Here is a 12,653-nt window from a genome sequence, read left to right on the forward strand (position 1 = left end):
GAGTCGGGCGAGGGGGAAATTTCCACGACAACCAAATCCTGCATCAAACCCCCGTCGCCGGAATGCCAGTCCGCTCCACCTTGCGGGGGGCGACGATGTCCTTCCACTGGCTCAGCGCCCGATTGACGGGGTTCTTGGCTTCGCGGGCGACGAACTTGCCGTGGCCCGGCTCGGCCTTGACCTCGCTTTCGACGATGGAAACCTTGCCGCGGCTCAGTACGAAACGCGGCAGGCCTGTGACCTCGAAGCCCTCAAAGACGTTGTAATCAATCACCGATTGCTGGGTTTTGGCCGAAATGGTCTTGGAGCGCTTGGGGTCCCAGACCATCAAGTCAGCATCGGCGCCGACCAGCACCGCACCCTTCTTGGGATAAAGGTTGAGGATCTTGGCGATATTTGTGGAGGTGACGGCGACGAACTCGTTGGGCGTCAGGCGCCCGGTATTGACGCCCTTGGTCCAGAGCACCGGCAGACGGTCTTCAAGGCCACCTGTGCCATTGGGGATTTTCGAGAAATTGCCCACCCCGAAGCGCTTTTGTTCGGTGGTGAAGGCGCAATGGTCCGTCGCCACACAGGAGAGTGAGCCGGCCTGCAGCCCGGCCCAGAGCGAATCCTGATGCTGCTTGTTGCGGAAGGGCGGGGACATGACGCGGCGGGCGGCGTGATCCCAGTCGGGATTGAAATACTCGCTCTCATCGAGCACCAGATGCTGGATCAGCGGCTCGCCATAGACCCGCATGCCCTTTTGCCGGGCGCGGCGGATGGCTTCGTGTGCCTGTTCGCAAGAGGTGTGGACCACATAAAGCGGCACACCGGCCATGTCGGCCAGCATGATGGCGCGATTGGTGGCTTCGCCCTCCACCTCGGGCGGGCGGGAATAGGCATGACCCTCGGGGCCATTATTGCCCTCGGTGAGTAGTTTGGCGGTCATGGCGGCAACGACATCGCCATTTTCGGCATGGACGAGCGGCAGCGCGCCGAGCGCGGCGCAGCGCTGGAAGGAAGCGAACATCTCGTCGTCATTGACCATCAACGCGCCCTTATAGGCCATGAAGTGCTTGAACGAGGTGATGCCGCGGTCGACGACCTCGGCCATCTCGTTGAACACCTGCTCACCCCACCAGGTCACGGCCATGTGGAATGAATAGTCGGTCGAGGCCTTGCCGGACTTGTTGTCCCACATCTTGAGCGCATCGAGCAGGCTCTGCTCGGGGCTCGGCAGGCAGAAATCGACCACCATGGTGGTGCCCCCCGAGAGGGCCGCGCGCGTACCGCTCTCGAAGTCGTCGGCCGAATAAGTGCCCATGAAGGGCATTTCGAGATGGGTGTGGGGATCAATGCCGCCGGGCATGACATAGCATCCGGTGGCATCGAGCTCCTCATCGCCTTTGAGGTTCTTGCCGATCTCGACAATGGTATCGCCCTCGATCTTCACATCGGCCTCATAGGAGAGGTCGGCGGTGACGATCGTGCCGTTCTTGATGACTTTGCTCATGGTGTGTTCCCTCTGTTGAAGGCCCCCTCATCCGTCTCGCCCTCTGGGCGAGCCACCTTCTCCCCGAGAGGGAGAAGAACGGATCGTGCCTGATTGAGAAATTTGGCGCCGCCGGCCGCGCGGGCGCCTATTATTCCTCTCCCACTCGGGGAGAGGGTGGCCGGAGCGAAGCGTAGGTCGGGTGAGGGGGTGCCCTCGGCTACCTGCAAAATTGCCAGGCAGACCTCGTCTCGATTTTGAATGACTTCGTTCTTCCAGAAACGCAGCACGGCATAGCCCTCCGCATTCAGAAAAGCCGTCCGCCTTTCGTCCGCAGTATTCTCCGCATGCTGGCTGCCATCAAGTTCGACAATCACCGCCGCTTCCCGGCAGGCGAAGTCGACAATGTATCGGCCAATTGGAAACTGCCGGACAAATTTATGGCCGTTCAACCCCCGATTCCGTAGCACGTACCAAAGCCGGTTTTCGGCAATGGAGGCATTGCGGCGCAATTGGCGGGGGCGGATGTTCACGCGCGCTCCCCCTCACCCGTCCCTTCGGGCCGACCTCTCCCCCAAAGGGAGAGGTGTCGCTGCGCGCCTTGGTCCAACCACGTCATTACTCCACGATCTCCGCAGTCTCGACCACGGCGTGGAACAGCACGTCGGCGCCGGCGGTGGCCCATTCCTTCGAGATGTCTTCGGCCTCGTTGTGGCTGAGCCCGTCGACACAGGGACACATGACCATGGCCGTAGGGGCCACCCGGTTGATCCAGCAGGCGTCGTGGCCAGCGCCGGAGACGATGTCTCGATGGCTGTAGCCGAGCCGCTCGGCGGCGTCGCGGACGGCCTTGACGCAGTTCTCGTCGAAGGTCACCGGGTCGAAATGGCCGGTGGGCTCGATGTTGAGGCCCAGGCCCAGTTCTTCAGCGATCTTGCCGGCCTGGGTCTCGATCTGCTCGCGCATGGAGGTGAGCTTGTCCAGTTCAGGCGAACGGATATCGATGGTGAACACCGCCTTGCCCGGAATGACATTGCGCGAATTGGGATAGACATTGGCCTGGCCAACGGCGCCAACCGCGTTGGGCTGGTGCGCCATGGCGATCTGGTGCACCGCCTCGGTGATGCGCGCCATGCCCAGCCCGGCATTGACCCGCATGTTCATCGGCGTCGAGCCGGTATGGGCGTCCTTGCCGGTCAGCGTTACTTCGAGCCACCACAGGCCCTGCCCGTGGGTGACGACGCCAATATCCTTGCCTTCGGCCTCGAGGATCGGGCCCTGCTCGATGTGTAGTTCGAACATGGCGTGGATCTTGCGCTCGCCGACCTTTTCCGGGCCCTTCCAGCCAATGCGTTCCAACTCATCGCCAAAGCGTTTGCCCTCTGCATCGAGCCGGTCATAGGCCCAGTCCTGGGTGTGCATGCCGGCAAAGACGCCCGAGGCAAGCATGGCCGGGGCAAAACGGGTGCCCTCTTCATTGGTCCAGTTGGTCACCACGATCGGGCGCCGGGTCTTGATGCCCAGGTCGTTGAGGGTGCGGATCAGTTCCAGCCCACCCAGCACGCCAAGCACGCCATCATATTTGCCGCCGGTGGGCTGGGTGTCGAGGTGCGAACCGACGTAAACCGGATCAAGGGCGGGATCCTCGCCTTCCCGGCGGGCGAACATGGTGCCCATTTCATCGACTCCCAAGGTCAGCCCGGCCTCTTCACACCAGCGGGCAAAGAGCTCGCGACCCTCCTTGTCGGCATCGGTCAGGGTCTGGCGGTTATTCCCGCCAGCAAGGCCCGGGCCAATTTTTGCCATTTCCATCAGGCTCTCCCAGAGCCGGTCGCCGTTGATCCGAAGGTTTTCGCCGGGAGAGGTCATGATGCTTACTCGTCGTTCTGGAGTTCAGGACAAAAAAAACCGCCGTCGCGTTGAGGCGACCGGCGGGGCTGGGAGGATCGTGTATCAGCGCCGAGTTCCCTCTCCGTGCCGGAGAGGGAGGGGGTGGTCAGCGATTTCTTGGTGACGCTGACCATGGTGTCCTATTTCACGCTCGGGAAGCTGAATTCGGCGCCGCCCTTGATGCCGGCGGGCCAGCGGGTGGTGACGGTTTTCAGCCGCGTGTAGAAATGCACGCCTTCGGGCCCGTAGATGGAATGGTCGCCGAACAGGCTGCGCTTCCAGCCGCCGAAGGAATGGTAGGCCACCGGCACCGGGATGGGCACGTTGATGCCGACCATGCCCACTTCGATCTTGTCGGAAAATTCGCGGGCGGCATCCCCGTCGCGGGTGAAGATGGCCGTGCCATTGGCATATTCATGGCCGTGGATCAGGTCGACCGCGTCCTGGAAGCTGTCGCGGCGGACAACCGAGAGCACGGGGCCAAAGATCTCTTCCTTGTAGATTTTCATGTCCGGCTCGACATTGTCGAACAAGGTGCCGCCGACATAATAGCCTTCTTCATAGCCCTGCAGCTTGAAGCCACGGCCATCAACGACCAGCTTGGCGCCCTCTTCGACACCAGAGTCGATATAGCCCAGGATCTTGTCGCGGTGCATCTTGGTGACCACCGGACCCATTTCGGCGTCCTTGTCGGTGGCCGGGCCGATTTTCAAGCTCTCGACGCGGGGTTTAAGCTTGGCGACGAGTGCGTCGGCGGTTTCCTTGCCGACGGGTACGGCCACGGAAATGGCCATGCAGCGCTCGCCGGCCGAACCATAGCCTGCGCCCATCAGTGCATCGGCAGCCTGATCTAGATCGGCGTCAGGCATGATGACCATGTGGTTCTTGGCCCCGCCCAGCGCCTGCACGCGCTTACCGGCCTTTGTGCCGCGCTGGTAGACATATTCGGCGATGGGGGTCGAGCCCACGAAGGAGACCGCCTTGATGTCGGGATGGTCGAGAATGCCGTCGACCATTTCCTTGTCGCCATGCACGACATTGAGAATGCCTTCGGGAAGCCCGGCCTCCATGAAGAGGTTCCAGGCCAGCATGGGCGCGGATGGGTCACGCTCGGAGGGTTTCAGGATGAAGGCATTGCCGCAGGCGATTGCGGCCGGATACATCCACATCGGCACCATGGCCGGGAAGTTGAACGGGGTAATGCCGGCGACGACGCCCAGCGGCTGACGGTCGGAATAGCTATCGATCGAGGGCCCGACATTGCGGGAGAATTCTCCCTTCAAGAGCTGGGGAATGCCGCAGGCGAAATCGACGCAGTCGATGCCGCGGGCGACTTCGCCCAGCGCATCGTCATGGACCTTACCATGTTCCTTGGAGATTTCGCGGGCCAGATCGTCAGCATATTGGTCGAGCAGCGCCTTGAACTTGAACATGACGCGGGCCCGCTTCATGGGCGGAGTATTGCCCCAGGCTACCTGTGCCTTGACGGCACTGGCGACGGCGGCATTGAGCTCGTCCATGGTGGACAGTGGCAGTTCGGCGCTCTGCTCACCCGTGGCGGGATTGTACACCGGGACGCGGCGGGTGGATGACGAGACATAGCGCTTGCCGGCGACGGCGTTTTCGATGACGTGCATCAGGGCTTCCCCTCCAGATTAGGAACGTTCATTCTATATTCTTCTGTATAGAATTCTTGTTCCATTCTATTCAAGCGTCTTGAGGATGCCCGACAGGGTCGAGACGATTTCGCCGATCTGGGTTTCCGAGATGATCAGTGGCGGTGACAGCGCGATGATGTCGCCTGTGGTGCGCACGAGCAGACCCTGTTCATAGGCCTTGAGGAAGGCCGAGAAGGCGCGCTTGGTGGGCGAACCGGCAATGGGCTCGAGCTCGATGGCGCCGACAAGGCCGATATTGCGGATGTCGATGACGTGCGGCAGGCCTTTGAGGGAATGTAGCGCATCCTCCCAAGCTTTCGCCAGCTCCGCCCCGCGGGTGAGCAGACCTTCTTCCTTATAGGTATCGAGCGTGGCCAGGGCTGCCGCAGAGGCCACCGGATTGCCCGAATAGGTATAGCCATGGAAGAACTCGATCATGTGCTCGGGTCCTTGCATGAAGGTGTCATGGATTTCGGCCGAAACCATGACCGCGCCCATGGGGATGACGCCATTGGTGAGGCCCTTGGCCGTCACCATGATGTCGGGCGTAACATCGAAATAGTCGGCGCCGAAGGGCGTGCCGAGGCGGCCATAGCCGGTGATGACCTCATCAAAGATCAGCAGGATGCCGTGCTTTTTGGTGATCTCGCGCAGGCGCTTGAGATAGCCCGGGGGCGGAATGAGAACGCCGGTTGAGCCGGCCACCGGCTCGACGATGACCGCGGCGATGGTGGAGGCGTCATGCAGGGTGACGATGCGTTCCAGCTCATCGGCCAGATCGGCGCCATGCTCGGGCAGGCCACGCGAGAAGGCGTTCTTGCCAAGGTTGTGCGTATGCGGCATGTGATCGACGCCGGTCAGCAGGCTGCCGAACATCTTGCGGTTGGTGACGATGCCTCCCACCGAGATGCCACCGAAATTGACGCCGTGATAGGCGCGTTCGCGACCGATGAGGCGGGTACGGCTGCCCTCGCCTTTCACGCGATGATAGGCCAGCGCGACCTTGAGCGCGGTTTCCACCGATTCCGAACCTGAATTGGTGAACAGCACATGATCAAGGCCATCGGGGGCCAGATCGACAAGGCGATTGGCCAGCTCGAAGGCTTTTGGGTGGCCCATCTGGAAAGCGGGGGCGTAGTCCAGCTCGCCCGCCTGGCGGGCAATTGCCTCGACGATTTTCGGGCGTGCATGGCCGGCATTGACGCACCACAGACCCGCCGTGCCATCGAGCACCTGGCGCCCGTCAGAGGTGGTGTAGTGCATGTCCCTGGCGGCCACGAACATGCGTGGTGCCTTCTTGAACTGCCGGTTTGCCGTAAAGGGCATCCAGAACGCGCTGAGATCGTTTGGCGCAACATTGGACGAAGTGGACACGAACGCTCGCTCCCGTTGAATTTGACCTGGCCTCGTTTTGGGACTTGACGCGACGGTCTGAACCCCGGAAATTTTGACCAGTTGGAAAAATGTTAGCATCCCTACACATTCCCGCAAGGCGAAAATGGCCGTGAAAAAATTGAAAGCTGCCGAGCACCCTCCGGTCAGCGCCAGACGGCAGCACAAGGCCGACGCCAAGGCGGCCGCCTCCCACCCGCCGGCGCGTCAGCGTCCGCTGACCCGCATCCAGAAGGAAAAGCAGGACATTATTCTCGAGGCGGCGCTGGAGGTGTTTTCAGTGCACGGCTTTCGCGGCTCGACCATCGACCAGATCGCGGACGTGGCCGGAATGAGCAAGCCGAACCTGCTCTATTACTTTCCCCGGAAGGAAGAGATTCACCGCCGCCTGATTGCCGCCTTGCTCGATACCTGGCTGGCCCCACTGCGCGACTTCGACGAGCATGGCGACCCGTTTACCGAGATCCGCTCCTATATCCGCCGCAAGCTGGAAATGGCGCGCGACTTTCCACGCGAAAGCCGGCTGTTTGCCAACGAGATGCTGCAAGGGGCGCCGCGCATCAGCGAGATGATCGAGATCGATCTCAAGGCGCTGGTCGATGAAAAGGCGCAGATCCTGTTGACCTGGATGGACCAGGGCAAGCTGGCCAGAACCGACCCTTACCACCTGATCTTCTCGATCTGGGCGACGACGCAGCATTATGCCGATTTCGACGTGCAGGTGCGTGCCGTGCTGGGCAAGGGCCGCAATGGCGAGGGACGCTTCGAGGATGCTGCGCGCTATCTCGAACAGCTCTTCATGCATGGATTGGCACCCAAGCCACGCGGCAACGGATCGGCCGGCAGTTGACCGGTGGGGCGCCGGGGCTCAGGCGCTCTGGATCATCGGGCCGCCCGGCAGGGCCGTGGCGATATTGGCCAATGTGGCTTCCTGTGCCTCGGTCCGGCTGTCGCCGGCAAAGCAGAAGGCGCCGCCATCCAGGCGCTTGGCCTCGTAAAGCGCCCGGTCCGCCTGCTTGAGCAGGGTCTGTGCGGGATGGCCGAGCCCATCTTCCACGATACCGAGGCTGATACCGACGCTGATATTGCCGCCAACCGCATTGAGCGGGGTGGCGACGGCAGCGATGCAATCGCGCGCCAGCCGCGTCAGATCGGCCCGCTGCCGGTCGCGATGCACAATAGCCACGAATTCGTCCCCACCGATACGAGCAAGAAATTCTCCGGGCAGCAATTGCGCCGTCAATCGTTGCGCCACCTCGATAAGCGCCAGATCGCCGGCATGGTGACCAAACAGGTCGTTGATCGGCTTGAACCGGTCGAGGTCCAGGGCGAGCACGGAGAAGTTCCATTCGCCTGCCGCGAGCCGGGCCAGCTCGCCTTCCAGCGCCAGGCGGTTGGGCAGGCCAGTCAAGTGGTCACGCAGCGCCTGTCGCTGCGCGGCGATGCGCTCGGTTTCGGTCCGTCTCACGTGGCGCAGCATGGCAACCAGACAAGCCAGCACCACGCTGATCAGCACCAGCATGAGCGGCACCCGTGATGGGGCGAAGGTGGTGAAGAGGAAGAGGCCCGGTCGGTCGGCGGTCCAGGTCAGAAACTGGCCACCCAGTGGCCCTGAAAGCAAAGGCAGGGACTGCTCGAACTCCCCCTGTGCGGGTCTTTGGGCAAGGGCCAGCCCCTTCAGGCCGGCAATGGGACCCAGCTGTTCCATCGCAGGCCTGACCTGATCCTGGGGCAATTCAACCAGAAGATCGGCGATGCGGGCGGCGCGCGCACGTTCTTCGGTCATGGAGAGACTATCGGTGGTCTGCATGACATGAATGGCCGAAGCCACGAGGAAGACCCCGGCAAGGAACGCGCCCACAAAGGCAGCAAGCACCAGGCGCCGGATAGGCGCCAGTGCCTTAACCGGATCCGTTTCCGGCAAAGTCCTGATCTTGTTGCTTTTCGCGTCCACTGCGCAGGCCCTGCATCCGGGACCGATCTTGACCCGGCAATGGTTGGCAAGTGGTTAGCGTGGCAAGCGAAATTCAGTGCGCGGCGGCACCGGCCGGCAGCCGCGCCATCAGTGCCAGCGGGCGCCCATCGGGGTCGGCAAAGAAAGCCATCCACTCCTCGGTACCATCAGCATGCCGATGCACCCTGTGCGGAGGCTGGAGAAATGCAACGCCCTTGGCCGTCAATTCGGCGTGGGTCGCTCCGATATCGGCAACAGCAAAATAGAGGATCGATTCGGTGCGCGCCTCCTGGCTCTGCTGCAAATAGAGCCGCACGCCATTGGCATCGAAGAATGCCATGCCCTCGGCTTCGATCAGCAAAGGCAGACCAAGCACATCACCATAGAAGGTCTTGGCGGCGGAAATATCCCCCACCGTTCGGACGATCTGGCCGATAGGACCGAGCGGACCTGAGTTCATGGCATGCTCCTTTTGCCCCACCATAGTCCAGGCACTTCGACACGACCACGCTAGCGCTCTGTTGCATCCCTCCTTAACGTCTGCAGGGCAATGGTCTCGGGCGAGCGAAGGATACCACCACCATGCCGGATCAGACCCCCATCACACTTGGCCGCAAGGACTGGTTGTGGCTGGTCTGCATCTGGGCATTGGTAGCCGGCACCCAATTGTGGCGCAGCCTGTATGGCAGTGCGGGCACACCGCTGTTTCTCGATACCGACGATGCCATGCGCATGGTCGTGGTCCGTGATTTTCTCGATGGCCAGGGGTGGTACGATCTGGTGCAGCACCGGCTTAACACCCCGTTTGGCGCTGAAATCCACTGGTCCCGACTGATCGATCTGCCGATAGCCGCCCTGTTGTGGCTGGCGCGCTTGTTCACCGACGCCAGACAGGCAGAGCTTGTCACTGGGACAGTCTGGCCGCTCCTGCTGCTCGGTGCGTTGCTCTGGCTCAGCACAAGGGCAACGCTGGAACTGGTGGGCCGGGCCGGATTGCTGCCTGGCCTGGTCCTGCCCATTCTCAGCCCCGCCATCCTGGCCGAATTCTCGCCCGGCCGGGTCGACCACCACAATGTCATCATCCTCTTGACCATGACCACGCTGCTGGCGAGCCTGGTGGCTTTGCGCCGTCCCGCTGCCGCCTGGATTGCCGGTTTGGCTGCCGCGCTGGCACTTTCGGTTGCCTTGGAGGCCGTGCCGGTATTGGTGGCAGCCATGCTGGCCTTTGGCCTGGCCTATGTCACCGACCCGGCTCGCGCGGCCAATCTCAGGCGCTTTGGGCTGGGGCTGGGCTTGGGCCTGACCGTGCTGCTGATGCTGGCCCGCCCGCCGCATCGCTGGCTGGAGGCGGCCTGCGACATGATCTCGCCGGTTTACGCTATGGCCGGCCTATTGGCCGGGGCCGCCTTCACCCTGGTTTCGCTGCTGCCGGCGCCGCGGCAGGCCGTGGCACGGCTGGGGCTGCTGGCCGTGCTCGGCCTGGCCTGTGGCGCGATCCTTGTCCTGATCTATCCGCAATGCCTTGGCGGGCCCTATGCCTCGCTCGACCCCTGGCTGCAGAACAACTGGATCGCGGCCATCATCGAGGCCAAACCCTGGCATAGCTCGCTGCCAGATTTGCCCGCCTATGCCATCACCGTGGGCGCCCCGGTGTTTCTGGGCCTGGCGGGCGCGATCCTGGCCTGGCGCAAGACGCCTGAGCAGCGGCTTGGCTGGCTGACGCTGGTGGTGTTCCTTGGCTGCACCATGCTGATCATGCTCGCGCAGATCCGCGGCGCGCGACTAGCCATATTGCCCACGATTCCGGCGGCGGCCTGGCTAATTGTGCGCGCCCGCGCGATCTACATGGCCCGGCCGCGCCTGTGGCCCGCCCTTGGGCTGATGGGCGCCTGGCTGGTGTTTTCCGGAATCGTCATGAGCCTTGTGGTATCATTTGTTGTCAACGCCCTACCCGACGGGCGGGCCGACATCGTGCGTGCGACGCGGGCGAGCAAGCTGCCATGCCTTGTGGGCGAGGCCTTTGCCGACCTGCGTAGCCTGCCGGCCGAACGGGTGATGAGCCCGATCGATTTGGGCGCGCACCTGCTGCTTGAAACGCCGCATGCGATAGTGGCCGCGCCCTATCACCGTAATGAGCGGGGCGTGCTGGACGCCTTTGCCTTCTTCAACCAGCCGCAGGACGAGGCGCGGCGCATCGCCAGCGAGCGGGGGCTGGGGCTGGTCGTGACCTGCCCTGCCATGCCCGAAATGCGCGGCGCGGGCCTCAAGGTACCGGAGAGCCTCGCCAGCCATTTTGCTGCCGGAACGCTACCGGACTGGCTGGCGGATGTGTCGCTGGACGGGCCGCTTAAGGTCTACGCCATCCTGCCATAAACGAAACGGCGCCCCGGAAGACCAGGGCGCCGTGGATCGCTTCTGACCAATTACTGGGCCGCGACGCCGGTACCGATGGGGCAGGAAACGCCCGTGCCGGCAAGGCCGCAATAGCCATTGGGGTTCTTGGCCAGATATTGCTGGTGGTAGGTCTCGGCATAGTAGAAGGGGCCAGCGGCGGCGATCTCGGTGGTGATCTGCCCGAGACCCCTTTGGTCAAGCGCGCGCTGATAGGCTGCACGGCTGGATGCTACGATTTCGGCCTGTTCGGGCGTGGTGGTGTAGATGGCTGAGCGGTATTGGGTGCCCACATCATTGCCCTGCCGCATGCCTTGGGTTGGGTCATGCTCCTCCCAGAAGGTCTTGAGCAGGGTTTCAAGGCTGATGCTCCTGGGGTCATAGACCACCTTGACCGCTTCGGTGTGGCCGGTGCGGCCTGAACAGACCTCTTCATAGGTCGGATTGGGCGTATGGCCGCCCTGATATCCCACAGCGGTGACGATCACGCCTGGCAATTGCCAGAACAGGCGTTCGGCACCCCAGAAGCAGCCAAGACCGAAATAGATGGTTTCAGCCCCGGCCGGATAAGGTTCCTTGAGAGCTGCGCCATTGACGAAATGCCCGGGCGCGACGGGCATGACCTCTTCACGACCCGGCAGTGCTTCGGCGGCGGTGGGGATGGTGGTCGGCTTTTGACGGAAGAACATGAGTTGCTCCTTTCAGCCCTCTATTCGGTTGTGCCCTCTGGTCGGTTACGCGCGGACCAGTGCTTTCAGATCTGTTCCTGGCGCAGAAATCGCTCGCGGCGCGGGCGCCGGCCCAGCAGCGCAAGGACAATGCCGGGCACGCCAAGAACGGCAAAGGCAGGATAGGTCAGCAGCGCCTGCATCGCCGCATCGAGCAGATCGGCAAAGAACCGGCTCTCAAAGAAACTGGAGACCGCTTCCAGGCTTGGCGGATGCAGTTGTGTCCAGACCTCGCCAAGGCTGGCAAAGAGGAGCGTATTGGCGGCCAATGATTTCGTCCCGTCGATGACAAGCAGAATAAGCGCCAGGCCGATGAGCCAGGTGCCCAATATTCTCAAGACAAGCCGCATTCGTGTTTCCCGTGCCTGACGTGACAAGTCGAACCGGCCTGGTTCGTTCCGCAACAGACGCAGAAGCCTTGTGCCATGCGGTTGGACCAGCGGCAAGCCGATGTCCTTTTCGATATCGTGCGCGGCCCCGCCAAAAACAATCTGGGACGCGCCAAAGTGATCCCTTGCGCCGCAAACGATGATGAGTATATTGCGCCTCGCTCGCAGCGGCCCCCAGGGGACCCGTTATCCCGGCCTTTCCAGACCGGGCAAGAAGCGATGCGGAGAGGTGGCCGAGTGGTCGAAGGCGCACGCCTGGAAAGTGTGTAGGCGGGGAACCGTCTCAAGGGTTCGAATCCCTTTCTCTCCGCCATTATTTTCTGGTATATCATTGAAATCAAACTGCTTGTTGCTCTGCTTCGGCTGTTGTGTGCACCAGAGTATGTACTTTTAAGTTTGGTGCCCGCGCAGGGTCAGAACGTATAGTTTGCGCGTTGTGACTACAGCTGTTCCCTTTGAACTGCAGGAGCGTTGCGGCGGCACTGTCTTGTTGACCGAACCCCTTCGGCTCGAGGTGCGCCTGAGCTTCATTCGTGTACAACGATGGGGCATCCAGGCCGACCGTGCGTTATGTGAATACTGTTGGTTCTTTGTCCCTGCGTTAGCGGCAGCAGTGCGCCCTATTCCGGCCCCTCAAACTGGATCTGTGCTTTGCCAGGAGCTGCCATTTGTCGCTGAGCCACTGCACAACGCAGGACGACCAAGGGCTCGCGGCAAGTGACTGGAAAATTGTAACAAAACTGACAATTAAATGTCGTTCGCCTGTTAGGCGAGCGC

At 62.2% G+C, this 12,653-nt stretch carries 11 protein-coding genes and 1 tRNA gene; 3 read left to right on the forward strand and 9 right to left on the reverse strand.

The window, feature by feature from the left end; all coding sequences use genetic code 11:
- Window positions 1-43: 43 nt before the first annotated feature.
- The 5 genes from hydA to ACE4RL_RS01200 all read right to left on the reverse strand — a co-directional run bounded on the left by hydA (window position 44) and on the right by ACE4RL_RS01200 (window position 6,348).
- Entirely contained in the window at window positions 44-1,495 is a 1,452-nt protein-coding gene (hydA, locus tag ACE4RL_RS01180; RefSeq protein ID WP_375598724.1) for a dihydropyrimidinase, read from the reverse strand.
- A complete protein-coding gene (locus ACE4RL_RS01185; protein WP_375598725.1) occupies window positions 1,492-2,007 on the reverse strand; it encodes an endonuclease domain-containing protein in 516 nt (171 codons plus the stop codon). The genes hydA and ACE4RL_RS01185 overlap by 4 nt, the downstream gene beginning before the upstream one ends.
- Window positions 2,008-2,092: 85 nt before the next feature.
- Entirely contained in the window at window positions 2,093-3,343 is a 1,251-nt protein-coding gene (locus tag ACE4RL_RS01190) for a Zn-dependent hydrolase (protein WP_375598726.1), read from the reverse strand.
- A 161-nt stretch (window positions 3,344-3,504) separates the two neighbouring features.
- A complete protein-coding gene (locus ACE4RL_RS01195) occupies window positions 3,505-5,001 on the reverse strand; it encodes a CoA-acylating methylmalonate-semialdehyde dehydrogenase (RefSeq protein ID WP_375598727.1) in 1,497 nt (498 codons plus the stop codon).
- A gap of 66 nt (window positions 5,002-5,067) precedes the next feature.
- Window positions 5,068-6,348, reverse strand: a complete 1,281-nt coding sequence (locus ACE4RL_RS01200; RefSeq protein WP_375600208.1) for an aspartate aminotransferase family protein — start codon at window positions 6,346-6,348, stop codon at window positions 5,068-5,070.
- 283 nt (window positions 6,349-6,631) lie between these two features.
- Here ACE4RL_RS01200 and ACE4RL_RS01205 point away from each other — a divergent pair, with 283 nt between their 5' ends.
- Entirely contained in the window at window positions 6,632-7,264 is a 633-nt protein-coding gene (locus ACE4RL_RS01205; protein ID WP_375600209.1) for a TetR family transcriptional regulator C-terminal domain-containing protein, read from the forward strand.
- A gap of 18 nt (window positions 7,265-7,282) precedes the next feature.
- Here ACE4RL_RS01205 and ACE4RL_RS01210 read toward each other — a convergent pair whose 3' ends face one another.
- Window positions 7,283-8,368, reverse strand: coding sequence for a diguanylate cyclase domain-containing protein (locus ACE4RL_RS01210; RefSeq protein ID WP_375598728.1), 1,086 nt, complete (start codon window positions 8,366-8,368; stop codon window positions 7,283-7,285).
- A gap of 73 nt (window positions 8,369-8,441) precedes the next feature.
- The gene (locus ACE4RL_RS01215) at window positions 8,442-8,828 is read right to left on the reverse strand and encodes a VOC family protein (RefSeq protein ID WP_375598729.1); all 387 of its coding nucleotides are present in this window, start codon (window positions 8,826-8,828) and stop codon (window positions 8,442-8,444) included.
- Window positions 8,829-8,950: 122 nt separating this feature from the next.
- On the opposite strand from ACE4RL_RS01215, the gene ACE4RL_RS01220 reads away from it, so the two are divergent.
- On the forward strand, window positions 8,951-10,741 hold the full coding sequence (locus ACE4RL_RS01220) for a hypothetical protein (protein ID WP_375598730.1): 1,791 nt from the start codon (window positions 8,951-8,953) through the stop codon (window positions 10,739-10,741).
- A gap of 50 nt (window positions 10,742-10,791) precedes the next feature.
- On the opposite strand, the gene msrA is transcribed toward ACE4RL_RS01220, so the two are convergent.
- The gene (msrA, locus tag ACE4RL_RS01225; protein WP_375598731.1) at window positions 10,792-11,448 is read right to left on the reverse strand and encodes a peptide-methionine (S)-S-oxide reductase MsrA; all 657 of its coding nucleotides are present in this window, start codon (window positions 11,446-11,448) and stop codon (window positions 10,792-10,794) included.
- Window positions 11,449-11,513: 65 nt separating this feature from the next.
- Complete coding sequence (locus tag ACE4RL_RS01230; RefSeq protein ID WP_375598732.1) at window positions 11,514-11,837, reverse strand: hypothetical protein; 324 nt, start codon at window positions 11,835-11,837, stop codon at window positions 11,514-11,516.
- 262 nt (window positions 11,838-12,099) lie between these two features.
- Between ACE4RL_RS01230 and ACE4RL_RS01235 the strand changes: the two genes are divergently transcribed.
- Window positions 12,100-12,189, forward strand: a tRNA-Ser gene (locus tag ACE4RL_RS01235).
- The last annotated feature ends 464 nt before the right edge of the window (window positions 12,190-12,653 follow it).

This window comes from Devosia polycyclovorans (genome assembly GCF_042181575.1).
Lineage (GTDB): Bacteria > Pseudomonadota > Alphaproteobacteria > Rhizobiales > Devosiaceae > Devosia > Devosia polycyclovorans.